Raw genomic sequence first — 26,997 nt, forward strand, 5'->3', positions numbered from 1 at the left:
TGGGAAGCCTGCGAGAGTTGGACACTTCACTCAGGTTCAAAAGCCGGAAAAAACCGCAGAACGGTAACACAGCCTGAGAGGAAGGGTACTTATCTTTCTCCGGTTTATACTGGAACTACAACCAGCAACCTGTTTCCAATTTTTTAGCGGAGACCAGCATAGCTGGTTCTGTCACCAAGTAAAGTGACGAACGCGATCAGCAACGTCGCAAAAGGAACCCATTTCCGTGTTTTCCGCGTTTTCCGTGCGCCCTAGGCCGTGTTCGTCCGGTATTTCAGCTTGCGCGGGAACATCAGCTCCACGATCAGGATGAGCAGCATGGAGATGGCGGTGGTGGAAGCGGTTTTGATCAGGAAGTCGAGGAAGGAGCCGAACTGCAGCCACTCCAGGAAGGTGAGGAAGGTGTGGTGCAGCAGCGTCAGGATGAAGGCGTATACGAAGTAGGGAAAGAAGCCCATGCCGCGCGGGGAGGGCTCATGGTAGGTGAACTCGGAGCTTTCCTTGGGCACCAGCAGGAAGATGATAAAGGGCCGTACGTAGGCGATGAGCACGCAGGCCGCCGCGTGCAGGCCGGGCGTCATGGTGAAGTAGTCGAGGGCGAGGCCGGTGAGAAAGCCCGCCGCCAGCAGCGCCAGGCGATGGGTATTGAAGGGCAGCCAGAGGATGAACTGGAAATAGAGATAAGGCACCACGAAGCGGTGCAGGTGCGGGATCTTGTTGAGCACGAATACCTGCACGAGGATGAACAGCGTGAGGCGGAAGATATTTTTTACGAGATCGCTCAACGGCCTTTCGGTTTTACTTGTTCCAGTTTCTTTTCGGTCTCTTTTTCGAGGTCCATCTGCTCGGTGCGCTGCAGGTTTTCTACGATGAACACCTGTTGCACGGTGGCGAAGTTAACGGCGCACTGCACGCGCAGCACGTAGAAACCCGTGGCGGGGTTGATGGCCACGGAGGCCACGCGGCCCACGAGGTACCCGGGCGGGAAGTTGTAGGAGTAGGGGCTGGTAAGCACGGTGTCTCCGCGTTTTACCTCCACGTCTTTGGAGATGCCTTCGAGTGTGAGGAAGCGCGGGTCGCGGGTATCCCAGCGGATGGTGCCGGTGGTGCCGGTCTTTTTGAGGGCGGCGGGCACACGGCTCTTGGTGTGCAGCAGGCTGAGCACCTGGCTGAAGTTGGGACTCGTATTCACTACGATACCCAGCACGCCGCCGTCGGAGGCGATGACGGCCATATTGTCGCGGACGCCCTGGTCGGAGCCGCGGTTCAGCTGGATATAGTTGTTCTCGAAGTTGACCGAGTTGAACACCACCTTGGCGTCGCGGTAGATGTAGCGGCGGTAGCGGGTGATGGAATCCACCCGGGTGGAATCGGTGTGCACCACCGCGCCCGAGTCGGGGATGTTGTAGTTCGACTTCAGCAGGTTGAGCAGCGAGTCGTTCATCCGGTGCACGCGCCGGTTTTCTTCCACGAGGTGGAAGTAGTCGTCCACCTTGTCCACCTGCTTGTTGATGGAGCCGGTGATCTCGTTGGCGGCGCCGAGGAAGATCACCCGGTGGAAGTTGTTGTAGGAAAACAGCATCCACAGCGAGATGATCTCCAGGGCCACGAAGGCCAGGAAGACGAAATGGCGGCGGATGAAAGCGAAAATGTTACGCAAGGGATCTCAGATGTCAGATCTCAGATCTCAGATCTACGCGGACCGGAGGAACCAGATCCGAGATCTGACATCTGAGATCTGAGATTTTTATCGCATTACAAAGGGATAGCGGTCGTAGTTCTTCAGCGCGAGGCCGGTGCCGCGCACCACGCTCTTCAGCGGGTCGTCGGCTACATGAACGGGCAGCTTGATCTTTTGGGAGAGGCGCTTGTCGAGGCCGCGGAGGAGGGCGCCGCCGCCGGTGATGTAGATGCCGCGGCGGTAGATGTCGGCGGCGAGCTCGGGCGGGGTCTGCTCCAGTGCTTTGAGGATGGCTTCTTCGATCTTGAAGATGCTCTTGTCGAGGGCTTCGGCGATCTCCTGGTAGCCTACGTAGATCTGCTTGGGAATACCGGTTACGAGGTCGCGGCCGTTTACGGGCAGGTCGTCGGGCGGGTTGTCGAGGTCTTTCATGGCGGCGCCGATCTGGATCTTGATCTGCTCGGCGGTGCGCTCACCGATGAGGAGGGAGTGGTAGCGGCGGAGGGCTTCCATGATATCGGCGGTGAACTCGTCGCCGGCGATACGGATCGACTGGTCGCACACGATACCGGCGAGGGCGATGACCGTGATGCCGGTGGTACCGCCGCCGATATCGATGATCATGTTGCCGACGGGCTCTTCCACGTCGATGCCGATACCGAGGGCCGCGGCCATGGGCTCATGAATAAGGTATACTTCCTTGGCGCCGGCCTGCTCGGCGGAGTCGCGCACGGCGCGCTTCTCCACTTCCGTGATGGAAGAGGGAATGCAGATCATCATGCGCCAGGTGGGCGGGAAGAGGGGCTTTTTGGGATAAACGAGCTTGATCATCTCGCGCAGCATGAGCTCGGCGGCGTTGAAGTCGGCGATCACACCGTCTTTGAGGGGGCGGATCGTCTTGATGCTTTCATGGGTCTTTTCGTGCATCATGAGGGCGCGTTTACCAACCGCCAGTACTTCCTTGGGATTGTTGCGGTTGAGCGCCACGATGGAGGGCTCGTTTACTACTACTTCGTCATTATGGATGATCAGGGTGTTAGCCGTTCCGAGGTCGATCGCGATTTCCTGGGTAAACCAGTTGAAAAGTCCCATGCTGCTCTCTTGTTATATGATAAGGTAAACTATGCTTGCAAAATTGATGCAAATAAACTTACCGGCAAAAGAAGCCGAAACGTTCTTTGGCGGTTTTAAATGGTTTTAGAAGGTTTTGGTGCCTTTTGGAAGGTTTTGGTGGGTTTTAATGGTTTCAAAGCTTTTCGGGTTGCTGCCGTTCGCCGGAACGCCGTTTCATCCGGTGGTACGGCCGGGCTTTGCGGAAAGCGGGGGCTTATTAAGAAAACTTTGGCAAATGGGCCGCAACCCGCCAACGGCGGTTCAGGGTCCCCGACCCGGATGCCAACGGCGACACCGACGCCGCCCGGGGGCATCCTTCGACTCCACTACGCTGCGCTCAGGATGACAAAGCGGCTGTCAGGCTGAGCGGAGTCGAAGCCTAGGCCATAAACCCGAGGCGACGCTCCACCTCCCTGGGCAGCTGCGGCAGGCGGCGGCGCTCCATGAGGAAGGAGGTGAGCTGGGCGATCTCCTTAAAAATATAGTGCTTGTCGGCGGCGGCCTTGAGGTAGTCTTTGCCGGTGGAGCCGCCGGTGCCCACGCGGGTGCCGATCATGCGGTGCACCATATTCATATGGCGGTGGCGCCAGGTGGAGAGCTGCTCGTCGATCTCCAGCAGGCCGTTGAGGAGCTGGAAGGGGAGCTGCAGCAGCGGGTAACCGCGGTACAGCATGATGAAGAGCGCGGCGCGGTTGGCGCGGGCCGAAAGCGTGTACTCCGACGATTCGGCGCGGCCGAACACCTCGTTGAAGAAGTCGAGGTTGTTCTTTTCAGCCTCGGCGAGCGATCCGGCGTACTCCTTTTTATAAGCCTCCCAGAAGTCGGGGGCGCCGTAGCGCGCCTCGTATTCCTTCCAGAGCTCCGGCTGGTCGAAGACGGGGATGCGCTCCAGCCAGGTGTTGACCAGCTGCAGGAAGGAGTGGCTGCCTTCGGCCTTTTTGATCAGGTCTACGTGCTCGGGGCGGAGGAAGGCGGTGTAGTATTCCTGCCCGTGGCGGTGCTCGAACTTGAGTCCCAGCTTGGCTTCAAGCAGCTTGAACTGCCAGCTCTGGAAGCCCGAGGCGGGGCGGAGCAGGTCGCGGAAGTCGAGGAAGTCCATGGGCGTCATCGTTTCCAGGATGTCGATCTGGTGCACCAGCACGCGCAGGATGGTGGCCATGCGGCCGAGGCGGTGCACGATGGTCTGGAGCTCCGGCGAGTTGTCGTTGAGCGCCGGCTTGGCCATGATCTCCACCAGCGAGTCGGCCTCCCAGTGAAGCTGCTTGAACCAGAGCTCGTAGGTCTGGTGGATGACGATGAAGAGCATCTCGTCGTGGGCGGTTTCGCCCTCTTTGTCGCTTTCGAGGGCTTGGGCGCCGAGGATCTTATCAAGCTGGAGGTAGTCGTGGTAGTGCACGGCGGCGCGCTCACCGGTGGCTGCCGGGGTAGCGCCCGCGCCGCTATGAAAGGGGCAGCCGCCGCTATTGGATGTTTCGTTCGGATTCATGGCAAGACGTTGTAAATGCGAAGTAACGGAAATGGGCCGGGACGGGCGGGATGATATAAAACAGGTGCTGAGGTTCGGGGTTCTGAGGTTCCGGGGTTGCCGGGACGGGTGTTGGTATAAGAGATTGATTTTCAGTATTGTCAATTTTGCAAGTGCCATAGATCCGTTGCCGGATGGCACTTGCGAAATGGGCAGTGGCATGGATCTGTCGCCTGATGGCACTGTCAAAACTGACAGTGGCATAAAGTGATTGCGCGATGGCACTTGCAAAATCTACAGTGGCATCCGGAAGCTTCGGGATGCCGGTGTCAAAACCGACAATGGCACGGATCGGTCCGGCGATGCCATTTACATTTTCGACAGTGGCATTAAGTGGCCTGGGGATGCCGTTGACAAAATTGTCAGTGGCATGGGCGGATTTCCGCGTGGCGGTGACAGCGCTGTCAAAGTCATTTCCCAAAAGCGGGGCGGCTCATTTCAGAACCCGGGAGGCTCCGCTGGAAAATCCGGTTGGTTTCTTTCAGGCATCCCTCCGGGATGCTATTGTTGCGCCGGCACGCCGGCGGCGTGCAAAGCTCTGTGGGCTCTGGCAGGCTCGCGCGTAAGACACGTAGGACCTGTAGACATTGGCCTTAATCTGTAAACGAAGAACCGGCTCCGTGACCTCTGCGAAACGCTTTGTGTTCTCTGCGAGATACCTTCTGCTACAAAGCCCTACAAAAATTCGTACCCGATATCCTTCCGGTAATACATCCCTTCAAAGGAGATTCCTTCGAGCGCTTTCTTGGAAGCCGCCACCGCCTCGCCCAGCGTGGACGCCAGCGTGGTGGCGCAGAGCACGCGGCCACCGCTGGTAACGATATGGCTGTCGCGCTCCGCCGTGCCGGCGTGGAAGATCATGGTACCCTCGCCGGTGCGGGCGGCGAGCCCGTCGATGGCGAATCCTTTGGCATAGTCGCCGGGATAGCCGCCGCTCACGGCCATGATGGTAGCCGCCGCGCGCGGGTCGGTGCCCAGCACCACGTCGGCCATGCGCCCCTCGGCCACGGCCAGCAGCGCCGACGCCAGGTCGCCGCTGGTGCGGGGCAGCACCACCTCCGTTTCGGGGTCGCCCATGCGGCAGTTGTATTCAATCACAAAGGGCTCATCGTCTACCTTGATAAGACCAAAGAAGACAAAGCCTTTATAATCGAGACCGTCTTTTTCCAGTCCGCGCACCGTGGGTTCTACTACTTTGATGCGCACCTTTTCCATAAAAGCGGTGTCGGCAAAGGGCACGGGACTGATGGCGCCCATGCCGCCGGTGTTAAGGCCGCTGTCGCCCTCGCCGATGCGCTTGTAGTCTTTGGCTTCGGGCAGCAGCACATAGCCTTTGCCGTCGGTGAGCGCAAACACCGACAGCTCGATGCCGTCGAGAAATTCTTCCACCACCACCTTGGCCGAGGCCGCGCCGAACTTGGCCGCGGCGATCATGGCTTCGAGCTCGGTAGCGGCTTCTTCATTGGTCTGGCAGATGAGCACGCCCTTACCCGCGGCCAGGCCATCGGCCTTCAGCACCACGGGCACGGGGTGCTGCCGCACGTAGGCAATCCCTTCTTCGAGGTTGTCCCTGGTAAACTCGCGGTAGCCGGCGGTAGGGATGCCGTGGCGGGCCATGAAAGCCTTGGCGTAGGCCTTGGAGCCTTCGAGCTGTGCCGCTTCCTGGGCCGGGCCGATGATGGCGAGTCCGGCAAGGGCTGCGTCGGCACGGAGCGTATCCACGAGGCCTTTCACCAGCGGCTCCTCGGGGCCCACCACCAGCAGGCCGATGGCATGCTGCACACAGGCGGCGCGCACCGCGTCGAAGTCGGTGGCGGCAAAGGGCAGGTTGACGCCTTCGCGGGCCGTGCCGGGGTTGCCGGGGGCGATGTAGAGGTTGTCGCAAAGCGGGCTCTGGCGCAGCTTCCAGGCGATGGCATGCTCGCGGCCGCCGGAACCGAGGAGGAGGATATTCATGGTGAGAGGGCTTTTAGAGTGGTGTGGCCTGCAAGATGCGTATAAAACAGGTGGGAACCACGGTCGGCCGCAAGCGGCCTGCTATCACGACGGCACAACGGCACGACGACGCAACGTTTTTGGTTGTAAGGCACTCGTTCTGCGATATATAATAAATGGTTTTCGTCGTGCCGTTGTGTCTTTGTGCCGTCGCGAAAAGCGCAGGACCGCAGGTCCGCCGCGCTCCCGGCGGTGTTAAAGAAATCCCGCGATTCCGGCACAGTATCAATAATTCCTTATTTTACGCGTTCGAATCCACACAGAAACGAACTTTTCAAAACTTGCTTTATGTCGAATGTGACCGCGGCCGATGAGGCCATCCTGATGCAAACTGCCACCCAGAAAGGGCACCCGAAAGGCCTTGGCGTGCTCTTCGCCACCGAGATGTGGGAGCGCTTCAACTTCTATGGCATGCGTGCCATCCTCTCGCTGTTTATCGCTGAAGCCCTGCTCATGGGCGAAAAGCAGGCCTCGCTGATCTACGGCGGCTTCCTCGGCCTTTGTTACCTCACCCCGATGCTTGGCGGCTATATCTCCGACAAGTACCTCGGCAACCGCAACTGTATCATGCTCGGCGGCGCTTTGATGGGCCTCGGGCAGCTGATGCTGTTCTTCAGCGCCTCCACCTTCGGCTCGAGCATGTCGGCAGCCACCACGCTCATGTGGGCGGCCCTCGGCGTGATCGTATTCGGCAACGGCTTCTTCAAGCCCAATATCTCCTCGATGGTGGGCCAGCTCTATCCCAAAGAGCAGAAGACGAAGCTCGACTCCGCCTTTACCATCTTCTACATGGGCATCAACGTGGGCGCCTTCCTCGGCATCACTATCTGCCCGCTGCTGGGCGACGTGAAGCATGACGGCGTGCGCGACCTCTCCGCGTTCAAGTGGGGCTTCCTGGCCGCTTCTGCCGCGATGTTCCTCGGCACCATCCTCTTCGCCTTCCTCAAAAACAAGTACGTGGTAACGCCCTCCGGCGAAGCCATCGGCGCCCGCCCCGACCGCAACGCGGTATACGAAGGCGAATCTACCCAGGCCAAGTTCACCAGCGGCGCCATCGGCATGGCCGCCCTCATCTTCGCCGCTCTCGTTGCCTTCTTCTATTTCATCGGCGGACAAAACATCATCTACTCCATCATCTACGGCGCGGGTATCTCCCTGGCCGTGCTCATCATGACCGACGCCACCATCACCAAGGTGGAGCGTCAGCGTATCCTCGTGCTGTACATCATCGCCTTCTTCGTGATTTTCTTCTGGGCGGCCTTCGAGCAGGCGGGCTCCTCGCTCACCTTCATCGCCGACAAGCAGACCGACACCCATATCCTCGGGTGGGAGATGCCCCCCAGCATGATCCAGAACTTCAACTCCTTCTTCGTAATCATCCTGGCCATCCCGATGTCGCTGCTGTGGACCGCGCTCGCTTCGCGCCGCGCCGAGCCCATCTCGCCGGTGAAGCAGGCTATCGGCCTCGCCCTCATCGCGCTCGGCTACTTCATCATCGCCACGCAGGTGAAAGGTCTCGGCACCGCCGGTAAGATCGGTATCATCTGGATGATCATCCTCTACTTCCTGCACACCGTCGGCGAGCTTTGCCTGTCGCCCATCGGCCTCTCGCTCGTAGCCAAGCTGGCGCCGAAGCGCTTCGCCTCCCTGCTGATGGGTGTGTGGTTCCTCGGCAACGCCGCCGGCTACGCCCTCACCGGTACCCTCGGCGCCCTGCTGCCGCCCACCGGCGACAAATACGCCGAAGCCGCCACAAAAGGCATCGACCTGGGCGCCGTGCTGGACAAAAAGGTGACCCTGACGCCGGAGCAAACCGCTTTCCTTGCGGATAAAAAAATCCCGACGGCTTACACCGAGTTCGCCGGCTTCACCATCCACAACCTCTACGAGTTCTTCATGGTATTCGTGATCCTCTGTGGTGTGGCCGCCGTAGTGCTCTACGCGCTGACGCCGCTGCTGAAGCGGATGATGCACGGGGTGCGGTAGACCTCACCCACTTTGGTGCACAAAGGCAGGCCTTCGGCCTGCCTTTGTCATGCTGAGCGAAGCGAAGCATCTGAAGCAGGCGTTAAAGAACAGTCGCTTTCTTTCGGAGTGTCAGCACCTGTTTTGAACAGCTTCTCTGTTCAGTCCTCAGATCCTTCGCCAAGCTCAGGATGACAAAGGCCCCGCGTAGCGGGGCCTTTGTGCAAGCGCGTGCGCGCTAAAGAAAGTTCAGGTGCTCATACTTTTTCCCCAGCACCGCTGCATCATCCGCGCCCAGCCACTTATTCAGGATAGTCGCATACACATTCTTGAAATCCACCTGGTGCCTGAGGTCGCCTTCGTCGAGGTCGGCGAGGTTGGGAAGCTCGTTGAGCAGGCCTTTTTGCTTCAGCCCGCCGCCGAAAAGAAACATATTGTTGGCCGTGCCGTGGTCGGTGCCGCCCGAGGCGTTCTGGGCCACGCGGCGCCCGAACTCCGAGAAGGTGAATAGCAGCACGTCGTCCCAGCGGCCATTGGCCTTCATGTCTTTCATAAAGGCGCCCACGGCGTCGTTCATCTCCGTAAACAGGCGCTGCTGCTGGCCCTCCTGGTTCACGTGGGTATCGAAGGAGCCGAGCGACACATAATACACTTTCGTGTTGATGTCGGAGAAGATCAGCGAGGCGATGGTTTTAAGCTCGGCGCCAAGCCCGGTGCGCGGGTAATCGGCACTGGTGGGATGCACGCGCGACTGCTTGAAGATATAGTCGGCCGACGACAGGGTTTGCGCCATGGTCTTGTACAGGTAGTCAACCGGCTGCTCGTCGTGGTGATGCGGGTCGGGGCTGTGCTTTTGCGCCACCTCGCGGAAGAAGCGCTCGTTGGCCGTGCCATACAGGCGACGCGGGTCTTTGAGCGCAAGTCCGTTGCTCTGCGCGCCTTTGAGGGCGAGGCTGAGGGTATCGTCGATCTCGAGGGCCTGCGTGGGGTGGTCACAGCCCGAACACTGCGCGTCGAGGTAGCGGCCCACCCAGCCGGTGTTCCAGTACTCATTGCTTTGCGAGGCGCTGTGCCAGATGTCCATCGAGCGGAAGTGCGAGCGGTCGGGGTTGGGATAGCCCACGGAGTTGAGGATGGCCATCGAGCCGTCGTTCCAGGCGTCGGCGAAGGAGCGCAGTGCGGGGTGCAGGCCCACTTCGTCGGAGAGACCAAGTGCCTTGCCGCGATCGATGCCGAGGCGCGGCCGCTCGCGGTAGTAGATGTCGTTGCGCACGGGGATGACGGTGTTGAGACCGTCGTTGCCGCCGCTCAGCTGCAGCACCACCACTACTTTGTTGCCCGGCGGCACGAGGCGCGGCGCCTCAAAGGCCTTGAGGAATTTGGGCATCAGCAGTGAGGCGGTGGCCAGCGAGCCGGCCTGCAGGAATTCGCGTCTTTTGATGATCATAGTATAAGCGTTATCAGCTTTCAGCGATCAGCCGTCAGCAATCAGTTATTTATCGATTCTGAAATCAAATCAGACATCAGACATTGGAGATCGAAAAGTTCGCTCTAGCACATTTGGTATTCCGGCAAACTCATCACCCGCAGTGTCGCGCTCTTTACAAAGCTGTCGCGGGCGCTGCTGTCGGCGAAGGCACTAACAGTCGCGGCCGGTACCTGCAGCGGCACCTGCAGCAGCGAGCCGGCGATGGAGCTGAACAGCTGCTCGCGTGCCACGCCATCGAAGTTCCTGGTGTAGCGCATCCAGTCGATCTGCGCGTTGATGACGCGGCCGCCGTTGCGCATAGCGGCAGGGAGCGCTTCCATCTTGCCGCCGGCGGTGTCGTCGTCCGTCTTGGGTCGCACGTTGAGGTCGTCCTGGTCGTTGAGCAGCATCGGCATCCGCATGCGGAACATCAGCGTACTGGAGTCGATCCAGCTGCGGCCGCCGGGCCAGCCCGCTACGTTGGGCGGGTAAAAGAGCTGCTGCCCCAGCACGCGCTGCGCCAGCAGCAGGGTTTCTTCGTTTTCCAGCTTCATCGGCAGCACCCGCTGCATGCCCGCAATGAGCTCAATGGGCGACTTGATCTTCGCACCCACGTTTTTCGGATCGTAAAACCAGTCGGACGTAAAGATGTCGTCCATCAGCTTGCCGATCGCGTAATCGTTCTTATAAAAACGCTCGCTGAGCCATTCCGCTTTCTTTTCGTCCACTTCCTCGTTTACAAAGAAGCGGTAGATCTTGCGCGTGATGAAGCGTGCCGTTTGCTTCTGCGCCAGCAGGTGGTCGAGCACGTCTTCGCCGGTGAGATTGCCGGTTTTTCCCAGCACGGTCTTGCTGTCGGAGTCGTGCTGGAAGCGGCGAAACTGGAACTCGCCGCGGAAGTTGGCGCTCCAGCCGGTGAAGGCGCGCGCGGCTTCCTTGATATCATGCTCCGTGTAGTTGCCGCGGCCGAGGGTGAAAAGCTCCATCACCTCGCGGGCGAAGTTTTCGTTGGGATGATCTTTCTTGTTTTGCTGCGCATTGAGGAAGTTGAGCATGGCGGCCGATTTCGACACGGCGTGCAGCAGCTCGCGGAAGGAGCCGAGGGCGTTCACCCGCAGGATGTCGAGCAGGTCCTGCTGGTAAAAGACATTGAGGTTGCGTGTGGCAAAATGGCCGTGCCAGAAGAAGGCCATCTTCTCGCGGAGCTGGGCTTCGCTGTCGATGATCTGGTACAGCCAGGTGAGGTTGAGGCTGCGGATGCCTTCGCGGCTCCGCTCGCGCAGCATCCGTTTTGTTTCGGCGTCACCGGCCTTTGCCCCGGCATCGCCCAGGCCGGCCATCAGTCCTTTCAGCGCGTCGTCCACCACATCTATATAGGCAGGGCGCTTTTCGGAGGCCTGCCGCAGTGATGCGTAGAGGTCCTGGGTTTTGGTGTGCCCGAGGGCGTCGAGGCTACCCGCGTTGGGACCGAAGGCGGCGCGCCACAGGAGGTGCTGGTTTTTTTGCTGGAGGGTAAGGGGCATAGGGGGCATTTTGGCCATGTTCTGACTGAAAAGGTACGCCCGCGTTTAATGGCGTTTTGCCGGCAGCGGGTTATTTGCGAAATTTAATGTCTTATAATATGGGATTCCGCGTATTCAAATATGCTTCGCCGTTGCTGGTTTACTTCGGGGCGCTCTACTCTTTCCTGGGGAGCGGCTTCGTGGTGTTCCTGCCGCTGCTGTATGCCTGGGTGATCATCCCGGCGCTGGAGCTGCTGCTGCCGGCCAACGACGGCAACCTGTCGGCCGCCGGAGAGGAGCTGGCGCGGAAGAACCGTGTGTACGACTGGCTGCTCTATATCATCGTTCCCCTGCAGTGGGGCGCGCTGGTACTTTTTCTATGGCAGATGCAAGAGCCCCAACCGGTGTCGGATATGATAGGCAAGACCGCCGTGATGGGACTTCTTTGCGGCACCTTCGGCATTAATGTCGGCCATGAGCTGGGGCACCGCAGCAACCGGGTTGAGCGGTGGCTCGCCAAGGCGCTGCTGCTGACGTCGCTGTACATGCACTTTTTTATAGAGCACAACAAAGGCCACCACAAGCGGGTAGCCACACCCGAAGACCCGAGCAGCGCGCGCTACGGCGAAACGGTGTATGCTTTCTGGATCCGCTCCATCAGTGGCTCCCTGGCCAGCGCGGCGGAGATCACCGCCCGCGACGCGGAGCGGAAAGGGCACCCTGCCTTTGGTGTGCACAACGAGTTCCTGCAATTCCTGCTGATCCAGGCCGCCCTGCTGCTCACTATCGGCCTCCTGTTCGGGCTTAAGCTACTGGGGCTTTTCTGCGTCGCCGCGGTCATCGGGATCCTCCTGCTCGAAACGGTCAACTATATCGAGCACTACGGGCTGCAGCGAAAGGCGACGGGCGAAGGGCGCTACGAGCGGGCCCTGCCGGCGCACAGCTGGAACTCCAACCATGTCATCGGCCGGGTGATGCTGTTTGAGCTGAGCCGCCACAGCGATCACCACTACCTGGCGTCGCGCCGCTACCAGGTGCTGCGCCACCACGAAGGGGCGCCGCAGATGCCCACGGGCTATCCCGGTATGATGATCCTTTCGCTGCTGCCGCCGGCCTGGTTTGCGGTGATGCATCCGCGTATAAAGAAGATGGCCGGCGCCGGGGCACCGGCCACCATTGCCGTTGGTTAGGGGGTGACGACGCCTATTTGCCTAAAAGGATATTCATGCTGAAGAAGAGCGGATATTGCTGACCGATGCTTGTGTAAACGCCATAGCTGCTTCCGGTTGTTTTTCTTCCGGTGTCGTCGGTCGACCGCGAATGGAAGTATTGTATACCGGCAGCGGCATTGAGTCCAAGTTCAATTAATAGCCGGTTGCGGAATGCGTAGGTGACACCAGGTTCCAGGTAGAGACTGATTGCATCGTCGGTGCTTCGCTGCTCCACGGAGTTGTTATAGTTCCGCGTTAATGAATGCCGGTAGCCGAGATCGAGATGTGCCGCGAGCGCGAAGCCCGCGCCGATGGGCCAGTAACGGCTCCGCTCCAGGGCGGCGCCCCAGCTTTCCGCGGTGGGCCCGCCCGATTCCCGGTCGCCCGAATACTTTTGCCGGCCATAGCTGAAGGCGAGCCCGAGTGCGTTGTTGTCTTTGTAGAAATACGATACCGAAGGGGCAAGGTAGAGTGCGGTGGTCCCGACCGTCGTGGGGCCGTTATCGACCCGGCTGGTAGAGGTGCTTCCGGTAAGGGAGAAGCCAAGCAGCACCCGTCCCTTATGCAGGGTATTGGGCTGTTGTGCCAGCACGCAGGTGGCGCACGCGAGGAAAATGGAAAAGAGCAGGATTTTCTTCATGAACGTTGATTTTGTTTTGGAGACAACAAGATTCGTTGCTTCGCTTCACTTTACCTGGCGGCTTAACGAAAGTTTGGGTTCAGCTTAACACGATGTTTTTCGTTTGTGCATGAACGAAAAAAGCCTCCCGGTGGAAGGCTTCTGTATTTTGATCGCTGAACGTTTACTTGCCGATCAGCACATGGATGCCGGCGGCGATGCTCATGTTGCCGCCCAGACTGATGCCGGTAGTTTTCGTGTTGCCAGCCGGTGCGCCGGTTGTCTGGCTTTTGTTATCGACGTCAAGGCTCGAAAAGGACAGGAGGTCCTGCAGGCCGATCTCGATCATCAGGCGGCGAAACGTATAGTTGACGCCCGGGTAGACAGATACGTTGGCGCCGGAGCCCTTGCCGACCTCGGTCTCAGGGTCGTTGTAGAACTTCGTTTTGATTGATGCCTTGGTATAGCTCACCCCGGCGTGGCCGAACACGGAAAAGCCTTTGCCCAGTTGCCAGTAAGGGCGTACAAAAACACCGGCCGAAAGACCGTTCGAGCGGACGGTGAAGGTGTTGGGGGGCTCCGACCGGGCAGTCGACTTAATGTTTTCGATGCCCACCTCGATACCCACGGCGATACGGTCGCTCACAAAGTAAGCTACGCGCGGAGTAGCCAGAAGGACCTTTCGATTCTGGGTTATATTATTGAAGCTGTTGACGGACGTCTGGTCGGTGTTTTCGTAACTGATGCTGCCGCCGAGCATTACCTGGCCGCGGCCCTGTGCGTGGAGAAGCGTGTGGGCGGAAAGGCCCAAAGCGACGAAGAGAAATTTTTTCATGCAGTTTGTTTAGTGTTAGAAATAAATGCGACCGCAAACATAAGGCGGCCGGCCTGGCCTATTGCGGTATGGGCGAAAAAAAGCTCCTTCGCGGGAAGGAGCTGCGACATTTTATTTATGACCTATGCTTTCCTGGCATTGGCCTGCACATAGGCCAGCACCTGCGCGGTTTCTTCTTCCGTCAGCTTTGCCTTCGGCGCCATGCTGTTCAGGATGGGCACCCAGCGCTCGGCGGTGTAGTTGCTCACTTCTTTCAGGCCATGGCAGCGGCCGCACTTGGCGGTGTAAACCGAGTGACCGGCTTCGATGCTCGCGGTTGCAGCCGTTTTTGTTGCTACCGGTGTCGATGCGGCGGGCGGAGCGGCGGGAGCCGGGGTGGAGGCAGTAGGAGTTGCCTTCGGTGTGCACGCAAACACAGTTGCGGCAGCCAGCGTAACAAAGAGGATCTTTTTCATATTGGTAAACCAGTTCGGTGTTGAAGCATTAAATATAAAAAACCCATCCGAATAGATGGGTTTTGAACAAGGTTAATTTGGGTTAAATCATTTCCGAGCCGTAGTAGCGGTGCAGCACAGGCGGCAGCCGGATGCCGTTTTCGTCCTGGTTGTTTTCCAGCAGCGCCGCCAGGATGCGCGGCAGCGCCAGCGAGGAGCCGTTGAGCGAATGCAGCAGCTGGGTCTTGCCATCTTCCTTGAATCGGGCCTTCATCCGGTTGGTCTGGTAGCTTTCGAAGTTCGACACCGAGCTCACCTCGAGCCATTTTTGCTGGGCGGCGCTCCATACTTCAAAGTCGTAGGTAAGGGCCGAAGCAAAGCTCATATCGCCGCCGCACAGGCGCAGGATGCGGTAGGGGAGGCCAAGCGACTGCACCAGCTTTTCCACGTGGGCCACCATTTCGTCGAGCACTTCGTAGCTGCGCGAAGGATGCACCAGCTGCACGATCTCCACCTTGTCGAACTGGTGGAGGCGGTTGAGCCCGCGCACGTCTTTGCCGTAAGAGCCGGCCTCGCGGCGGAAGCAGGGCGTGTAGCCCGTCAGCTTTACCGGCAGGTCGCTGTCCTTAAGAATGGAGTCGCGGTAGATATTGGTCACCGGCACTTCGGCCGTCGGGATCAGGTACAGGTTGTCGGCCGTTACGTGGTACATCTGGCCCTCTTTGTCGGGCAACTGGCCGGTGCCGTAGGCAGAAGCTTCGTTCACCATATGCGGCACCTGCATCTCGAGGTAGCCGGCGGCGGTGTTGTAATCGAGGAAATACTGGATCAGCGCGCGCTGCAGCTTCGCGCCCTTGCCTTTATATACGGGGAAGCCCGCGCCGGTGATTTTCACCCCGAGCTCGAAGTCGATGAGGTCGTGACGTTTGGCGAGGTCCCAGTGCGGAACGGCGCCGGCGTGCAGTTCGGGCTTCGAGCCGCCTTCGTGCACAGTCACGTTTTCTTCGGGCGTCTTGCCGGGCGGCACCAGCTCCGAAGGCAGGTTGGGCAGGCGCACCAGCAGCTCGCTCAGTTGCTGCTCGGTGGCGGCGAGGCGCTGCTCGATGGGGGCAAGGTCCGACTTGAAAGCCTCTACCTCTTTCTTTTTCGTATCGGCTTCCTCTTTCTGGCCTTTGGCCATGAGCGCACCGATCTCCTTGGAGGCCGCGTTGACGCGGGCCTTCGTTTCGTCGTATTGGGTAGACAGGCGGCGGCGCTCATCGTCGAGGGCGATGGCGGCATCCACCAGTTCGGGTTCCTTGAAGTTCTTTATGGCGAGGCGCTCCTTTACTTTTTCAGTATCCGCGCGCAGAACGGCCAGTTGCAGCATGATTCCAGTTTTAACGGGCTCAAATATAGGACGATCAGGAAGGAGGCTATGGGAAAGAAGCGTCTTTCACCGCTAAGAAAAAAAGGAGCTAAGGTTTTCGCTAAGATATTATTCTGTTGACGCAAGCAAAAAACTTAGCGTAACACTTCGTTGACTTCTTTTCTTAGCGGTAAGAAACCCTTTTTCTCTTTCCTACCTTTGTATGATGCAAATGAATGACGACGTCCAGGTACGCTGGTGGAAGCTCGAGGAAAAGCTGCGCGAGCGCTTCGATAAGAAGCCCGACGTGGAAAGCGTGCTTTACCTGATCGGCATCCAGGAGTTCGGGGAGATCCGCAAGAAATTTTCGAAAGAGCAGAAGCAGGACCTGATGCACATTGCCATCTGCACCGTGCTGGGCCCGAGCGGCTACTTTGAGCTGGAGGGCGCCGACGCCGAAGGCTGGCCGCACTTCCGCCAGCTGAAGCCCATGCCCGAGCTGATGCCCCACGAGCAGGAGCTGTTCCTGAAGGATCATATCCTGCTGTATTTTCAGAATAACGGATTTTTGGATTGAGAGAAAGAACGCAGATCTTTTATGATTCTTATGATGGACGCGGATAACGGTACCGACATCCGCATAAATCATAACCAAACTGCGCATTCCGCTTGCGGAATCAGCGTTCCTTCTCTCCTAAAGTCAAGCAAACGGTTATGACCCGGTTTCTAACGATCGTTTTTTTCCTGATCTCCTTCGCCGCCTCAGCCCAGCAAAACATCAGGCTAAAGCGCCGCGACTATAACCGCGACGTGGAGCTGGTAACCACCGAAGGCACGATCCGCCTGCGGCTCAGCGATTCCACGCCTTATCACCGCGATAATTTCCTCCGCCTCGTGAAGAGCGGCTATTACGACAGCATCCTGTTTCACCGAGTCATCCGGGGCTTTATGGCGCAGGCCGGCGACCCTTCCAGCCGCCGCGCCGTGGCCGGGCAGCCGCTGGGGCAGGGCGGCCCGGGTTACCTGCTTCCCGCCGAGCTGCGGGCAACGCTGTACCATAAGCGCGGCGCCCTGGCGGCGGCCCGCGAAGGCGATGCCAGCAACCCGCTGCGCTATTCTTCGGCCAGCCAGTTCTATATCGTGCAGGGCCGCACCTTCAGCGACCACGAGCTCGACTCCATCGAGACCGCCCGCCTCCAGGGCCGGCGCATACCGGCGGAGCGGCGCACCTATTATAAGACCACCGGCGGCACCCCTCAGCTCGATGGCAATTATACCGTGTTCGGCGAGGTCGTAGCCGGGATGGACGTTGTGGACCGCATCGCTTCCGCCGCCGTTTCGCAAACGCCGCCCAACCGCCCGGTGCAGGACGTGCGCATCCTGAAAGCCCGCCTGGTGAAACGCAAGGGCCAGGACAGGTTCTAGGGTTCCGAGGTTCTGGGGTTCTATGGTTGACACGCAAACCAACCTCACAACCCGAAAACCCCAGAACCTTAGAACCTAAAACCCTTTTATTGGTTATTATTGCAACCTCAATCTTTCTTTATGAACTTCCCGGAGAACGTACGTTACACAAAAGATCATGAATGGATTCGCGTAGAAGGCGATGAGGCGGTAATCGGTATCACGGATTTTGCGCAGCGCGAGCTGGGCGACATCGTGTATGTAGAGGTGGAAACCGTGGGCCAGGCGATAGCCGAAGGCGCGGTATTCGGCACCGTGGAAGCGGTGAAGACCGTGTCCGATCTCTTCCTGCCGGTTAACGGTACGATCCTCGAGCTGAACCCCAAGCTTGCTTCCAGCCCCGAGCTGGTCAACTCCGACCCCTACGGCGAAGGCTGGATGGTGCGGGTCCGCCTCGAAGACCCCGCTGCCGCCGGCAGCCTCATGGACGCCGCAGCTTACCAAACGCTGGTAGGCTGATAAATCCAACGTTTACCCGTTAACGTATATTATTCCGGGCACAGGTCCCGAACAACTTTGAGAACCACTTTTGAGCGCCAAAACCACATACCAGGAAGGCGAGCTCGTAAGCCTGTTGCAGCAAAAGGACAACGCGGCTTTCAGCTACCTCTACGATCACTATGCGGGTGCCCTGCAGGGCATCGTACGGCAGATCGTGATCGATGAGGCGCTGTCCGAAGATGTGGTGCAGGAGGTCTTCGTATCCATCTGGAGGAAGATCGACAGCTACGATCCCGGGAAGGGCCGGCTGTTCACCTGGATGCTCAATGTGGCTCGGAACGCGGCCATCGACAAGGTCCGCTCCCGCTCTTACCAGCAGGGGCTGAAACAGAAGTCGCTCGATGGCTCCGAGCTGCATCATCCCGTGGTGCGCCCTGCCGGGGAAGACGTCGGCCTGCGGCGCGTCCTGCTCAAGTTGAAGGACGAGCAACGCCAGCTGATCGATTTGTCTTACTACCAGGGCTTCACCCACGACCAAATCGCCAAGGAACTGAATATCCCGTTGGGAACCGTAAAAACGCGCCTGCGCAGCGCACTCTCACAACTGCGCAACTTATTAGGATAACAAACCGTGAACGTAAAAGAATACATATCAAGTGGGATCATTGAGAGCTATGTGCTCGGTCTGGCCTCCGACGCCGAAAGGCAGGAGTTCGAGGCCGCCTGCGCTCAGTACCCCGCGATAGCCGAGGCCCGCGACCGCTTCGAGCTCCAGCTGGAGGAAACCCTGCTGGCCGAAGCGGCCGCGCCTTCGCCGGCCCTCAAGGCGCGGATCACCGCCGCCCTGGAGGAAGAAGCCGTTCTGCCCGTTCACGGCGATGGCCTGTCTGCTGCGCCGGTGCGCCGCATCAACCCCTGGAAATGGGTGGCCGCTGCCTGCATTCTGCTGGCCGCCGGCTCGGTATACTGGGCCATCAGCCTGAACAGCCGCATGTCTTCGCTGGAAGCGAAACAGCAGCAGAGCAGCCAGCTGGCGGCACAGCTGGACAGCAACCGCAGTGCGCTGGCCGAAATGCGCCAGGAAGCAGAGACCCTGCGCAATCCGAACCTCAAAATGACGTCGCTGCAAAGCGTGCCCACCGCCCCGACGCGCTCCAACGTGACCGTGTTCTGGGACAGCACCTCCAAAGACGTGTACCTGCTCATCCGCAACCTGCCGGCGCCGGCATCGGATAAGCAATACCAGCTCTGGGCGCTGATCGACAAAAAGCCCGTCGACCTCGGCGTTTTCGAGATCCGCCAGGACCGCCTCATGGTGAAGATGAAAAACGTTCAAAACGCCCAGGCCTTTGCCATCACCCTCGAGCCAAAAGGCGGCAGCCCCACGCCCACCCTGAAGAATATGTATGTGTACGGGGAACTCTGACCGGGTTTCCTCATAAAAACATCCGCGTCCGGAATGGGTTCACCACCTTCCGGATTTTTTATTTTCCGGATTGCTCTTCGGGCAAACCAAATGCTTCGGCCGCTCGTATTTATTCCTGATCATCCTTCAGTGGCGAATGGAGTGATCTCATAGTTGGTTTAAAAAGGGCTTTGTCTAAAGCCCTTTCTCTTTAGCTTGCAGCCATGATCCGTCGCCGGCCCCTGAGGCTCAGCATTACTGCACTTTATTTCGGCCTCTGCTGCTACCTGTTCCTGCTTCCCGGCGACGCGCTACCCAAAGAAAACTGGCTCGACCGGATCTTCTTCGACAAATGGGTGCATATCGGCCTTTTCGGCCTGCTGGCGCTCCTGTGCTGCTGGTGCCTCCAGAACGTAGGGCCCCGGGCGGGCCGCATCCTGCTGGCCGCGCTTTGCTGCTATGGTATGCTGGTGGAAGTGGTACAGGGGCTCTGGGTGCCGCACCGCTCCTTTGATTTATGGGATTTTGTTGCCGACGCCGCAGGCGCCGCAGCGGGCCTATGGCTGTGGAAGCGCTTCTGCCGCAGGCGTGAGGCTGACCAATGAAAAAATTTCAGTCCTATTGCCGGGCCAGCCTGCAAATCTTTCGGGTTTCTTGTCAAAATTTCCTGTGCTGCCAAAAGCGCACAGAACTTGTGGCATTTCCGGGAAAAAAGGAGGTCATTATGAACAACATCACGAAGCGGAATGATGGTACCGGCGCCATGCAGCGCAGCCAGGGTTCCGGGATGCCTTTCGGTAATTTGATGGATGGCGTCCTCAACCGCTTTTTTGACACGGGCTTGTGGAATGTCGGCGACCTGGGCCAGCGCAGCGTTCCCGTTAACCTGCGCGAAACCGAAAAAGGCTATGCGCTCGAACTGGTAGCGCCCGGCCTGCGCAAGGAAGATTTCGAGGTGCGTGTGGACAACAACACGCTGACCGTTGCCTTCCAGCACAAGGAAGAAGAGCGCGCCGCCCGCGAAAAAGACTACCTGCGGCAGGAATACCGCATGCAGTCTTTCTCCAGGAGCTTTACGCTCGACGACAGCATCGACGCCGAAAAGATCAGTGCCCGCTACGAAAACGGCGTGCTCTGGCTCGACCTGCCGCGCAAGGAAGGCAGCCAGCCCAAACGCCGCTCCATCTCCATCCAATAGCCAGGATTGTAAAATGTAAAAGACCGCCGGGAGGCGGTCTTTTCCTATATCGTGCAGGTCTGGCGACCGGGACTTGTTTAAAAAAATAAACCCCTGTAGAAACAGGGGTCGCAACCAAAACTAACTGCTTATGAGAAAATTGACTGCTTATGTGAGAAATTCGTAAGTATTAATGCAAAATTGTTGCCAGTTATTTCATCGTTCTTGTTAATCCTTTCTAAATGTCCTTTTTCTTTTCTTCTGTTTCAATTTCCAAAGAACGCTTCGTCAACCGACATCTATACAATAGAAAAAATGGTGCCAGTTTTCTAATGCCGGTTTTCTAATTTGTTAAAGGACGGCTGTGTAGCACCTTCCACAAATTCAAACAAAAAAATGGGCGGGACCTCCACAGTCCAGCCCATCCATGTATCGTATTAGAATACAATTAGTTAGTGCCCGGTTTCTCTCAATTCTGGTTGACCATCTTCTCCGCGTTTTCGGCAAACTGCAGCGCATCGATAAGTTCCTGGATGCCGCCATTGAGCACCTCCTGCAGGTTATAAAGCGTCAGGCCGATGCGGTGATCGGTAACGCGCCCCTGCGGAAAGTTATAGGTGCGGATCTTGGCAGAGCGGTCGCCGGTGCTTACGAGGCTCTTCCGGTGGCGGGAGATCTCTTCCTCCTGCTTCCGAACCTGCTCCTCGTACAGTTTGGTACGTAGCATCTGCATCGCTTTTTCGCGGTTGCCGAGCTGGGTGCGCTCCGTTTGGCAGATGATGACGGTGCCGGTCGGGATGTGGGTCAGCAGCACCTTGGTTTCCACCTTGTTCACATTCTGGCCGCCGGCGCCGCCCGAGCGGGCCGTCTCCATTTTCACATCGGATTCCTTCAGCTCAAAATCCACCTCTTCCGCCTCGGGCATGATGGCCACCGTAGCGGCCGAGGTATGCACGCGCCCCTGCGTTTCTGTATCGGGAACGCGCTGCACCCGGTGCACGCCGCTCTCGAACTTGAGGGTGCCGTACACGTCGTCGCCCACCACCTCGATCTGGATCTCTTTATAGCCGCCCACGGTGCCTTCGGTTTCGCTGAGGATGGCGGTTTTATAGCCCCGGTTCTCGCAATACTTGAGGTACATCCGGGCCAGGTTGCCGGCAAACAGGGAGGCCTCGTCGCCACCGGTGCCGGCGCGGATCTCGATGATGGCGTTCTTCTCGTCCTGTGGGTCTTTGGGGATGAGCATCTGGCGGATGCCCGCCTCGAGCTGCTCCTTGCGCTCTTCGGTGGCGGGCAGCTCGGCCTTCGCCAGGTCGCGCAGCTCCTCGTCGGAGCCGTTGAGGGCTTCGCGGTAAAACTCGAGGTCTTCGAGCACCTTGCGGTAGTCGTTATAGGCGGTCACGATCTTTTCGAGGCCGCGGTATTCCTTGCTCAGCGCACCGAACTGCTTGCTGTCGGCAATGATCTCGGGGTTGGTAAGAGCAACGCCGATATCCTGGAAACGGGCGTTGATGGCTTCAAGTCTGTCGAGCATAGCGTGCAAAGCTACGAAATGCAGGCCGCAAGCGGGGAGAGAAAGAACGCTGATTCCCCGGGCGGAATACGCAGATTGTTTATGATTTTTTTTTAATTGGCTGACGCACGCATGGTTCGACAGGCTCACCATGACATTGTCAGCCTGAGCGTAGTCGAAGGCTGCGTCAATCAGAACAATCATTAAAAACCTGCGTTCTTTCGCTCCCATGGCGGCACGTACATTCGCGGCATGTCTTACCGCAAGCTCAAAGCCGGCCGTCTGTTTGACGGAACCCGCTTTCACAACGACAAAACATTGATCGTATCCGCGGATGGCCGGATTGAAGCACTGGTGCCCGACTCCGAAGCGCCGGATGCCGAGCGTCTTGAGGGCATCCTGATGCCGGGTTTTGTCAACTGTCACTGCCACCTCGAGTTGTCGCATATGAAGGGACAGATTGCCGAGTGTACGGGCCTGGTGGAGTTCGTGCTGCGGGTTATCTCCGGCCGCAATGAGCGCGCGGCCCTGATAGCGACGGCCATTGCGGAGGCGGAAGCCGAAATGCGGCGCAACGGCATTATGGCCGTGGGCGACATTTCCAATACCAATGACACCGCCGCGCAAAAGCGGCAGGGCAACCTGGCCTATTACAACTTCGTGGAAGTGCTGGGCTGGGCTCCGGCGGGCGCATCGGCCAGCTATGAGCGTGCCCGCGCCGTGCTGGAAGGCTTCGCGGGCTGCGGTCCGGCCACGCTGGTGCCGCATGCGTCCTACACCGTCTCCGACGCGCTCTGGGCCCTGCTGGCGCCGCACTTTCCCGGCCATACCATCTCGGTGCACAACCAGGAAACACCCGACGAAGACCAGTTTATCCGTGATGCTGCGGGCGCTTTTGTTGGGCTGTATGAAAAACTAGGTGTCGACAACCGCCACCACGCGCCGCGCGGTGTGAGCAGCCTCCGTTCCTATTTCGACAAGCTGCAGCCTGCAAGCCGCCGCCTGCTGGTGCACAATACTTTTTTGCCGCAGGAAGACCTGCACTACGCGTTGCAGACGACGCCGGCAGACAGCACCTTTTTCTGCCTTTGCATCAATGCCAACCTGTACATCGAAAACGAAGTGCCGCCCGTAGAACTACTGCGAAAGGCCGGCGCGCCCATCGTCATCGGTACCGACTCGCTCGCTTCCAACTGGAGCCTCGGCATCCACGACGAGCTGCGCAGCCTGCGGAAACATTTTCCGGCGGTGCCGCTGGAAGAGATGCTGGGCTGGGCCACGCGCAACGGCGCCCGCGCCCTGGGCATGGACGCTGAGCTCGGGTCTTTTGAAAAAGGAAAGAAGCCGGGTGTGGTATTGCTGCAGGAAGAAGATCTTTCGGTGCGCCGGATCGTTTAAGCTTTCCTACGCAGTCAGTTCCAATTGCATCACCACGAAATCATAGCCGTCTTTGAAGAACACTTCGGGTGTTTCGCGGAATCCAAAACGCTGGTAAAAGCCCGATGCGTTGCGGCGTGCATTGCACCAAAGCCGTGCGGCGCCCTGCTGCCGCGCGTAGGCGATCACATGATTCAGCAGAGTGGAGCCATAGCCTTTTCCCTGCACCGCCGTCTCGGTGGCGAATTTCCGGAACTGCATTCCCGTTCCGCGGCGGAATAAAGAGACGATGCTCACCAATACGTTATCATCGAACAGGCCCAGGTGAACGCCTTCGGCATCGTCGGCGAGCTTGATGGCGTCGAAGTCGAAGGCGGGATACATCACGCGGTGGCGGAGGGGCCATACGCTTTCGGGTGCGAGGGTACGGATTTCCGTCATGACACAAAGCTAGCGGCGGGCAGTAGTGGCAGAATCAGCTACATACGTTAACCCGAAATTTCGCGCAATACGGGCAGGGTACGCAGGGTGCCGAAGTCGGGAAGGTGCAGGGCATAATAATTCTCCAGCTGGTGAAGTATCTCGCGGCGCAGCTCCTGGTTCAGTTTTACTTCTTCGAGGTCTTCGGGCTGCAGCACTTTCAGGATGTGGGCTACGGCCTCGGCGGCGCGGCCTTCCAGGAAATGCGGGTGCCGCGGCTGGTCGGGGGTGAACACGCCTTCTTTCAGATCGAGGTAGGGTTGCTCTTCGCTCCGGTTGTCATCGATGCGGAAGCCGAAAAACACCGGCAGGTGCAGCGCGAAGAAAAGCGGGAAGTTGGCGGTAACGGTGGGTGAGGCTTTGTCGAGGTGCAGCAGGGCATCTTCGGTAAAATAGAAAAGCTCGGCATTCCCTTCGGGCTCCTTGAGGCTTTTGTACAGCAGCTCCATCATGAACTGGGCGACCGCATTCTTGAAGATATCCGACAGCACCTGCTCATAGAGCAGCGTCCATTTATATTCCTTAATGCGATTAAGGTTACGCTGCGGCTGGTGATACACCACAAGCTCCAGCTGCGCCGCCGGCTGAAAATACGCGGCCCGCGCCGTGCCTTTCGAAGAGGCCTGGCGCACGCTGTTGACGATATAGGATTGGAGTCCGAACAGCTCCGTAAAAGCTGTTACAATGAGGCTCGTTTCGCCGTACTTCACGGTCCGCAACACGATGCCCTTTGTCTTGTGAAGCATGGATAAAATTACTGAAAATAAGGGCGGAAAAGCGTTGTGGAAGGGTTAAAGAGAAGTGAGAATACATGAGTACATGAATACATGATTACATGAGGGAGAAGGTGATCTGATTATCTCGAATCTCGGGATCCCGGATCTAAAACAAATCAGAGATCCGAGATCGGAGATCGAAAAATTCCCTCTCCGGTTCATGTACTCATGTATTCATGTAATCATTTGCTCTTCCCTCGATTCTCCCGTCTTCCAATCGGCATTTCCTCCTTCTCATTTCCCGAGGAACACGATCTTTCCCACGCCCTTTTCGGGCTGGCCTTCCTGCCTTACAAATACCAGGTAGACCCCGCTGGCCACGGCGCGGCCCTGGTAGTCGCGGCCATTCCAGGTGGCGGTGCCGCCGTTGGAGCGGGACTGGTATACGAGGCGCCCGTTGAGTTCGGTGATTTTCACGATGCTGCCTTCCCTGAGCCCGCGCACCGCGATGCTGCCGGTGTAACCGGGCGGTACGGGGTTGGGAAATACCTGAAGGCTGCTGTAGTCTTCGCTGCCCTCGGTGGCGTCGGCGCGGAAGGAGCAGATGCCTTTCGACGTGGATACGAATACCTCGCCGCTGGCGCCGTCGATAGCTACGCGCTTGATGTCGTTGCTGAGCAGGGGGCTGTTGTCTTCGGTAAAATGCTGGAGGCGCTTGTCGCCGTCGGGTGAGATGAGCCAGAGGCCGTTGCGGGTGCCTACCCACTTGCGGTCGGCGCCGTCCACGGCGATGCTGCGTACTTCTTCGCCCTTGAACAGGTAGTTGGCAAAGCTGTTGGTGCCCTGCACGATGGGGAGGGTGGCTTCGCAGCCGGTAAATACGCTGCTGCCGCATTGCATGATGGCTACCCCGTCGGTGGTGCCGATCCACACGAAGCCGCTGCGGTCTTTGGCAAGGCAAAGCGGCTCGCCGGCGGGCAGGTTGCCATTGCCGCCGCCGGAGCGCAGGAGGCGCCAGCGGTCGTCGGAGGGACTGTCGATATTCTCGCCCGGGTAATAGGCGATGACGCCGTTGCCTTTGGGCGAGAGTGCCCAGAGGATCCCCTCATCATCAAAAACAAGTTGGGCGATGGCGTTTTCATTCAGTGTAAAAGGCGGCGAGAAGGAAGCCCAGGTGCCGTCGGTCTTGCGTACGTGCAGGATGCGGCCGGCGCCGTAATTGGCGATCCACAGGTTGCCGGCGGCGTCGAAGGCAAGGCCAGCCACGCGGTAGGATGCCGGGTCGCCGATGGTGGGCCCGACGGGCGAGTTCTGCTTGTAGATCTCGAGGCTGTTGGTGCCGGTGTAGTGTACGAGGCCGCCGCCGTAGGAGCCGCCCCAAAAGCTTTCATCGCGCGGGTCTACGGCTACCGAAATAAGATCCATGACCGTGTCGAGCACGGGCAGGCGGAACTGGTTGTAGTTGGTCCACCGGCCATCCTTGTACTGGTAGATGCCGTTGCGGTCGTACAGGTAATTCCAGCTGTCGTTGACGGTGCCGGCGGCGGCATAGAGCACGCCGTTGCGGACGGTCATTTCACCAGAGGCGATCCCGTCGGGACCGTTGGGTTTATAAAATTCCGGGGCGCCGCCGCTCCACGACGAAAGCCCGGCGTAGAGGTCGGCCACCCACAGTGTGGTGCCGTCGAGGGCCGCCACCAGCGGGTAGGAGAGGGGCGGCGCCGCCGTGGCGCTGCGGAACACGCTGCCGTCGGCGTTGAGCACGAGTGCCTGCGTGGGGCTTCCCGTGAGGAAGGTTTGGGTGACGCCCAGCCTGCCTTCGGTGGGGTTGATGCCGGTGATGGGCTTGCCGTTGGTCCAGAAGAGCGACCAGGTGGCACCGTTCTGTGCCCAGAGCGTGTCGCCGGCCCAGGCCACGATGCGTCCGCTTACGTTGGCCACGCCGGCGGGGGCGGTGGGCGAAAGGCCTCCGGTGCCGGAGAGGTTCTGCCAGCTGCGGAAGTCGGCGGGCGTGGGATTGCTGACCGGCGTGCGCTTGAGACCTTCGTCGGTGGCCGCGTAGATAAAGTCGTTGTCGCGGGTAACGGCGCGGGTGCGCACGTAGGCGCCGCCGTTGCCGATGAACCAGGAGTCCTTCGTTTCGTAGCGGTCGGCGTCGAGCACCCAGATGCCGAGGCCGGTGGACACATACACCACGTTGCCGGCGGGGAAGAAATCGTAAATGCTTTTATCGCCCGACACGCTTTCGCGCTTCAGGTCGGGGATGTTGCGGATGCCGTTGTTGGTGAGTACGTCGATATTGCTGTTGGTATAGGCTACATAGAGCTTGCCGGCGGCCGCGTCGTAGCGGATGGTGCTGATGCCGGTTTCGCTGAGGCCGCCGATCTTGCTGAGGCGCTCCACCTCGTTGCCGTCGCGGCTGACAGAAAAGAGCGCGTAGGGCGTGGCGGCATAAACGCGTTCGGGGGTGATGGCCACGCCGAGGGTGCTGTTGGTGGGCAGGTGCTCGCGCCAGCTGCCGATGGCGGGGAAGGTGTTTTGTGCCGCTGCGAGGGTGGAAATCAGGAGGAAGGGGGCCAGTAGTCTCACTTGCCGAAGGTACGAAAGCAGGCCGTTTCCCGGCATTGCATGCCGGGCTAAGGAACGCGCATCCCTCCGGGATGCTGACCAGATCATAGCTCACATCCCGGAGCGCCTGCCTTTACCGGCATGGGTCGCATACGAAAAG

General features: G+C 59.0%; 26 protein-coding genes. 10 read left to right on the forward strand and 16 right to left on the reverse strand.

Annotated elements, in window-relative coordinates:
* Positions 1-251: 251 nt before the first annotated feature.
* The 6 genes from EPD60_RS08580 to purD form a co-directional block, all read right to left on the reverse strand.
* The gene (locus EPD60_RS08580; RefSeq protein WP_131448809.1) at positions 252-785 is read right to left on the reverse strand and encodes a rod shape-determining protein MreD; all 534 of its coding nucleotides are present in this window, start codon (positions 783-785) and stop codon (positions 252-254) included.
* Positions 782-1,660, reverse strand: coding sequence for a rod shape-determining protein MreC (mreC, locus tag EPD60_RS08585; protein ID WP_131448811.1), 879 nt, complete (start codon positions 1,658-1,660; stop codon positions 782-784). Before mreC ends, EPD60_RS08580 begins: the two co-directional genes overlap by 4 nt.
* A gap of 87 nt (positions 1,661-1,747) precedes the next feature.
* Positions 1,748-2,773, reverse strand: a complete 1,026-nt coding sequence (locus EPD60_RS08590) for a rod shape-determining protein (RefSeq protein WP_131448813.1) — start codon at positions 2,771-2,773, stop codon at positions 1,748-1,750.
* A 400-nt stretch (positions 2,774-3,173) separates the two neighbouring features.
* Positions 3,174-4,280 carry a tryptophan 2,3-dioxygenase gene (locus EPD60_RS08595; RefSeq protein ID WP_131448815.1) on the reverse strand — a complete coding sequence of 369 codons (1,107 nt, stop codon included), beginning with the start codon at positions 4,278-4,280 and terminating at the stop codon, positions 3,174-3,176.
* On the reverse strand, positions 4,255-4,740 hold the full coding sequence (locus tag EPD60_RS08600; RefSeq protein ID WP_131448817.1) for a hypothetical protein: 486 nt from the start codon (positions 4,738-4,740) through the stop codon (positions 4,255-4,257). The genes EPD60_RS08595 and EPD60_RS08600 overlap by 26 nt, the downstream gene beginning before the upstream one ends.
* A gap of 254 nt (positions 4,741-4,994) precedes the next feature.
* Positions 4,995-6,275: a phosphoribosylamine--glycine ligase gene (purD, locus tag EPD60_RS08605; RefSeq protein WP_131448819.1), complete on the reverse strand. Its 1,281-nt coding sequence runs from the start codon at positions 6,273-6,275 to the stop codon at positions 4,995-4,997.
* Positions 6,276-6,602: 327 nt separating this feature from the next.
* On the opposite strand from purD, the gene EPD60_RS08610 reads away from it, so the two are divergent.
* Positions 6,603-8,300, forward strand: a complete 1,698-nt coding sequence (locus tag EPD60_RS08610; RefSeq protein WP_207896571.1) for a peptide MFS transporter — start codon at positions 6,603-6,605, stop codon at positions 8,298-8,300.
* A 217-nt stretch (positions 8,301-8,517) separates the two neighbouring features.
* On the opposite strand, the gene EPD60_RS08615 is transcribed toward EPD60_RS08610, so the two are convergent.
* The gene (locus EPD60_RS08615) at positions 8,518-9,726 is read right to left on the reverse strand and encodes a DUF1501 domain-containing protein (RefSeq protein WP_131448821.1); all 1,209 of its coding nucleotides are present in this window, start codon (positions 9,724-9,726) and stop codon (positions 8,518-8,520) included.
* Between the two features lie 104 nt (positions 9,727-9,830).
* On the reverse strand, positions 9,831-11,270 hold the full coding sequence (locus EPD60_RS08620) for a DUF1800 domain-containing protein (RefSeq protein ID WP_131448823.1): 1,440 nt from the start codon (positions 11,268-11,270) through the stop codon (positions 9,831-9,833).
* A gap of 98 nt (positions 11,271-11,368) precedes the next feature.
* On the opposite strand from EPD60_RS08620, the gene EPD60_RS08625 reads away from it, so the two are divergent.
* Positions 11,369-12,439, forward strand: a complete 1,071-nt coding sequence (locus EPD60_RS08625; protein WP_131448825.1) for an alkane 1-monooxygenase — start codon at positions 11,369-11,371, stop codon at positions 12,437-12,439.
* 13 nt (positions 12,440-12,452) lie between these two features.
* Here the strand turns inward: EPD60_RS08625 and EPD60_RS08630 are convergent, their stop codons facing one another.
* The 4 genes from EPD60_RS08630 to serS all read right to left on the reverse strand — a co-directional run bounded on the left by EPD60_RS08630 (position 12,453) and on the right by serS (position 15,717).
* Positions 12,453-13,100, reverse strand: coding sequence for a TonB-dependent receptor (locus EPD60_RS08630; protein WP_131448827.1), 648 nt, complete (start codon positions 13,098-13,100; stop codon positions 12,453-12,455).
* 163 nt (positions 13,101-13,263) lie between these two features.
* Positions 13,264-13,914, reverse strand: a complete 651-nt coding sequence (locus tag EPD60_RS08635) for a hypothetical protein (RefSeq protein ID WP_131448829.1) — start codon at positions 13,912-13,914, stop codon at positions 13,264-13,266.
* Between the two features lie 122 nt (positions 13,915-14,036).
* Positions 14,037-14,369, reverse strand: a complete 333-nt coding sequence (locus EPD60_RS08640; protein ID WP_131448831.1) for a c-type cytochrome — start codon at positions 14,367-14,369, stop codon at positions 14,037-14,039.
* A gap of 82 nt (positions 14,370-14,451) precedes the next feature.
* Positions 14,452-15,717 (reverse strand): serine--tRNA ligase, encoded by a 1,266-nt coding sequence (gene serS, locus EPD60_RS08645; RefSeq protein WP_131448833.1) that lies wholly within the window; start codon positions 15,715-15,717, stop codon positions 14,452-14,454.
* A gap of 202 nt (positions 15,718-15,919) precedes the next feature.
* Here serS and EPD60_RS08650 point away from each other — a divergent pair, with 202 nt between their 5' ends.
* The 7 genes from EPD60_RS08650 (at position 15,920) to EPD60_RS08680 (ending at position 20,204) form a co-directional block, all read left to right on the forward strand.
* Entirely contained in the window at positions 15,920-16,273 is a 354-nt protein-coding gene (locus tag EPD60_RS08650) for a hypothetical protein (protein ID WP_243647791.1), read from the forward strand.
* A gap of 137 nt (positions 16,274-16,410) precedes the next feature.
* Entirely contained in the window at positions 16,411-17,121 is a 711-nt protein-coding gene (locus tag EPD60_RS08655; RefSeq protein WP_131448835.1) for a peptidylprolyl isomerase, read from the forward strand.
* A gap of 120 nt (positions 17,122-17,241) precedes the next feature.
* Positions 17,242-17,619 carry a glycine cleavage system protein GcvH gene (gene gcvH, locus EPD60_RS08660; protein ID WP_131448837.1) on the forward strand — a complete coding sequence of 126 codons (378 nt, stop codon included), beginning with the start codon at positions 17,242-17,244 and terminating at the stop codon, positions 17,617-17,619.
* Positions 17,620-17,689: 70 nt separating this feature from the next.
* Positions 17,690-18,226 (forward strand): RNA polymerase sigma factor, encoded by a 537-nt coding sequence (locus EPD60_RS08665; RefSeq protein ID WP_131448839.1) that lies wholly within the window; start codon positions 17,690-17,692, stop codon positions 18,224-18,226.
* Positions 18,227-18,232: 6 nt separating this feature from the next.
* Complete coding sequence (locus EPD60_RS08670; RefSeq protein WP_131448841.1) at positions 18,233-19,027, forward strand: anti-sigma factor; 795 nt, start codon at positions 18,233-18,235, stop codon at positions 19,025-19,027.
* A 203-nt stretch (positions 19,028-19,230) separates the two neighbouring features.
* Entirely contained in the window at positions 19,231-19,611 is a 381-nt protein-coding gene (locus EPD60_RS08675) for a VanZ family protein (RefSeq protein WP_131448843.1), read from the forward strand.
* A gap of 119 nt (positions 19,612-19,730) precedes the next feature.
* Positions 19,731-20,204 (forward strand): Hsp20/alpha crystallin family protein, encoded by a 474-nt coding sequence (locus tag EPD60_RS08680; RefSeq protein WP_165871484.1) that lies wholly within the window; start codon positions 19,731-19,733, stop codon positions 20,202-20,204.
* Positions 20,205-20,652: 448 nt separating this feature from the next.
* Here the strand turns inward: EPD60_RS08680 and prfA are convergent, their stop codons facing one another.
* Complete coding sequence (gene prfA / locus EPD60_RS08685) at positions 20,653-21,717, reverse strand: peptide chain release factor 1 (protein ID WP_131448847.1); 1,065 nt, start codon at positions 21,715-21,717, stop codon at positions 20,653-20,655.
* Between the two features lie 231 nt (positions 21,718-21,948).
* On the opposite strand from prfA, the gene EPD60_RS08690 reads away from it, so the two are divergent.
* Positions 21,949-23,094 carry an amidohydrolase family protein gene (locus EPD60_RS08690; RefSeq protein WP_131448849.1) on the forward strand — a complete coding sequence of 382 codons (1,146 nt, stop codon included), beginning with the start codon at positions 21,949-21,951 and terminating at the stop codon, positions 23,092-23,094.
* A gap of 6 nt (positions 23,095-23,100) precedes the next feature.
* Here the strand turns inward: EPD60_RS08690 and EPD60_RS08695 are convergent, their stop codons facing one another.
* From EPD60_RS08695 to porZ, 3 genes are all read right to left on the reverse strand, one after another.
* Entirely contained in the window at positions 23,101-23,514 is a 414-nt protein-coding gene (locus EPD60_RS08695) for a GNAT family N-acetyltransferase (RefSeq protein WP_131448851.1), read from the reverse strand.
* Between the two features lie 47 nt (positions 23,515-23,561).
* A complete protein-coding gene (gene recO, locus EPD60_RS08700; RefSeq protein ID WP_131448853.1) occupies positions 23,562-24,299 on the reverse strand; it encodes a DNA repair protein RecO in 738 nt (245 codons plus the stop codon).
* 264 nt (positions 24,300-24,563) lie between these two features.
* The gene (gene porZ / locus EPD60_RS08705) at positions 24,564-26,858 is read right to left on the reverse strand and encodes a type IX secretion system anionic LPS delivery protein PorZ (protein WP_131448855.1); all 2,295 of its coding nucleotides are present in this window, start codon (positions 26,856-26,858) and stop codon (positions 24,564-24,566) included.
* Positions 26,859-26,997: the final 139 nt, after the last annotated feature.

The sequence above is a fragment of the Flaviaestuariibacter flavus genome, assembly GCF_004337505.1.
Taxonomy (GTDB): Bacteria; Bacteroidota; Bacteroidia; order Chitinophagales; family Chitinophagaceae; genus Flavisolibacter; species Flavisolibacter flavus.

Coding starts and splice junctions, on each gene's coding strand:
- EPD60_RS08590 (WP_131448813.1), bottom strand. CDS start 2,773: ATGGGACTTTTCAACTGGTTTACCCAGGAAATCGCGATCGACCTCGGA.
- EPD60_RS08595 (WP_131448815.1), bottom strand. CDS start 4,280: ATGAATCCGAACGAAACATCCAATAGCGGCGGCTGCCCCTTTCATAGC.
- purD (WP_131448819.1), bottom strand. CDS start 6,275: ATGAATATCCTCCTCCTCGGTTCCGGCGGCCGCGAGCATGCCATCGCC.
- EPD60_RS08610 (WP_207896571.1), top strand. CDS start 6,603: ATGTCGAATGTGACCGCGGCCGATGAGGCCATCCTGATGCAAACTGCC.
- EPD60_RS08615 (WP_131448821.1), bottom strand. CDS start 9,726: ATGATCATCAAAAGACGCGAATTCCTGCAGGCCGGCTCGCTGGCCACC.
- EPD60_RS08620 (WP_131448823.1), bottom strand. CDS start 11,270: ATGCCCCTTACCCTCCAGCAAAAAAACCAGCACCTCCTGTGGCGCGCC.
- EPD60_RS08625 (WP_131448825.1), top strand. CDS start 11,369: ATGGGATTCCGCGTATTCAAATATGCTTCGCCGTTGCTGGTTTACTTC.
- EPD60_RS08630 (WP_131448827.1), bottom strand. CDS start 13,100: ATGAAGAAAATCCTGCTCTTTTCCATTTTCCTCGCGTGCGCCACCTGC.
- EPD60_RS08635 (WP_131448829.1), bottom strand. CDS start 13,914: ATGAAAAAATTTCTCTTCGTCGCTTTGGGCCTTTCCGCCCACACGCTT.
- EPD60_RS08640 (WP_131448831.1), bottom strand. CDS start 14,369: ATGAAAAAGATCCTCTTTGTTACGCTGGCTGCCGCAACTGTGTTTGCG.
- serS (WP_131448833.1), bottom strand. CDS start 15,717: ATGCTGCAACTGGCCGTTCTGCGCGCGGATACTGAAAAAGTAAAGGAG.
- EPD60_RS08650 (WP_243647791.1), top strand. CDS start 15,920: ATGATGCAAATGAATGACGACGTCCAGGTACGCTGGTGGAAGCTCGAG.
- EPD60_RS08655 (WP_131448835.1), top strand. CDS start 16,411: ATGACCCGGTTTCTAACGATCGTTTTTTTCCTGATCTCCTTCGCCGCC.
- gcvH (WP_131448837.1), top strand. CDS start 17,242: ATGAACTTCCCGGAGAACGTACGTTACACAAAAGATCATGAATGGATT.
- EPD60_RS08675 (WP_131448843.1), top strand. CDS start 19,231: ATGATCCGTCGCCGGCCCCTGAGGCTCAGCATTACTGCACTTTATTTC.
- EPD60_RS08680 (WP_165871484.1), top strand. CDS start 19,731: ATGAACAACATCACGAAGCGGAATGATGGTACCGGCGCCATGCAGCGC.
- prfA (WP_131448847.1), bottom strand. CDS start 21,717: ATGCTCGACAGACTTGAAGCCATCAACGCCCGTTTCCAGGATATCGGC.
- EPD60_RS08690 (WP_131448849.1), top strand. CDS start 21,949: ATGTCTTACCGCAAGCTCAAAGCCGGCCGTCTGTTTGACGGAACCCGC.
- EPD60_RS08695 (WP_131448851.1), bottom strand. CDS start 23,514: ATGACGGAAATCCGTACCCTCGCACCCGAAAGCGTATGGCCCCTCCGC.
- recO (WP_131448853.1), bottom strand. CDS start 24,299: ATGCTTCACAAGACAAAGGGCATCGTGTTGCGGACCGTGAAGTACGGC.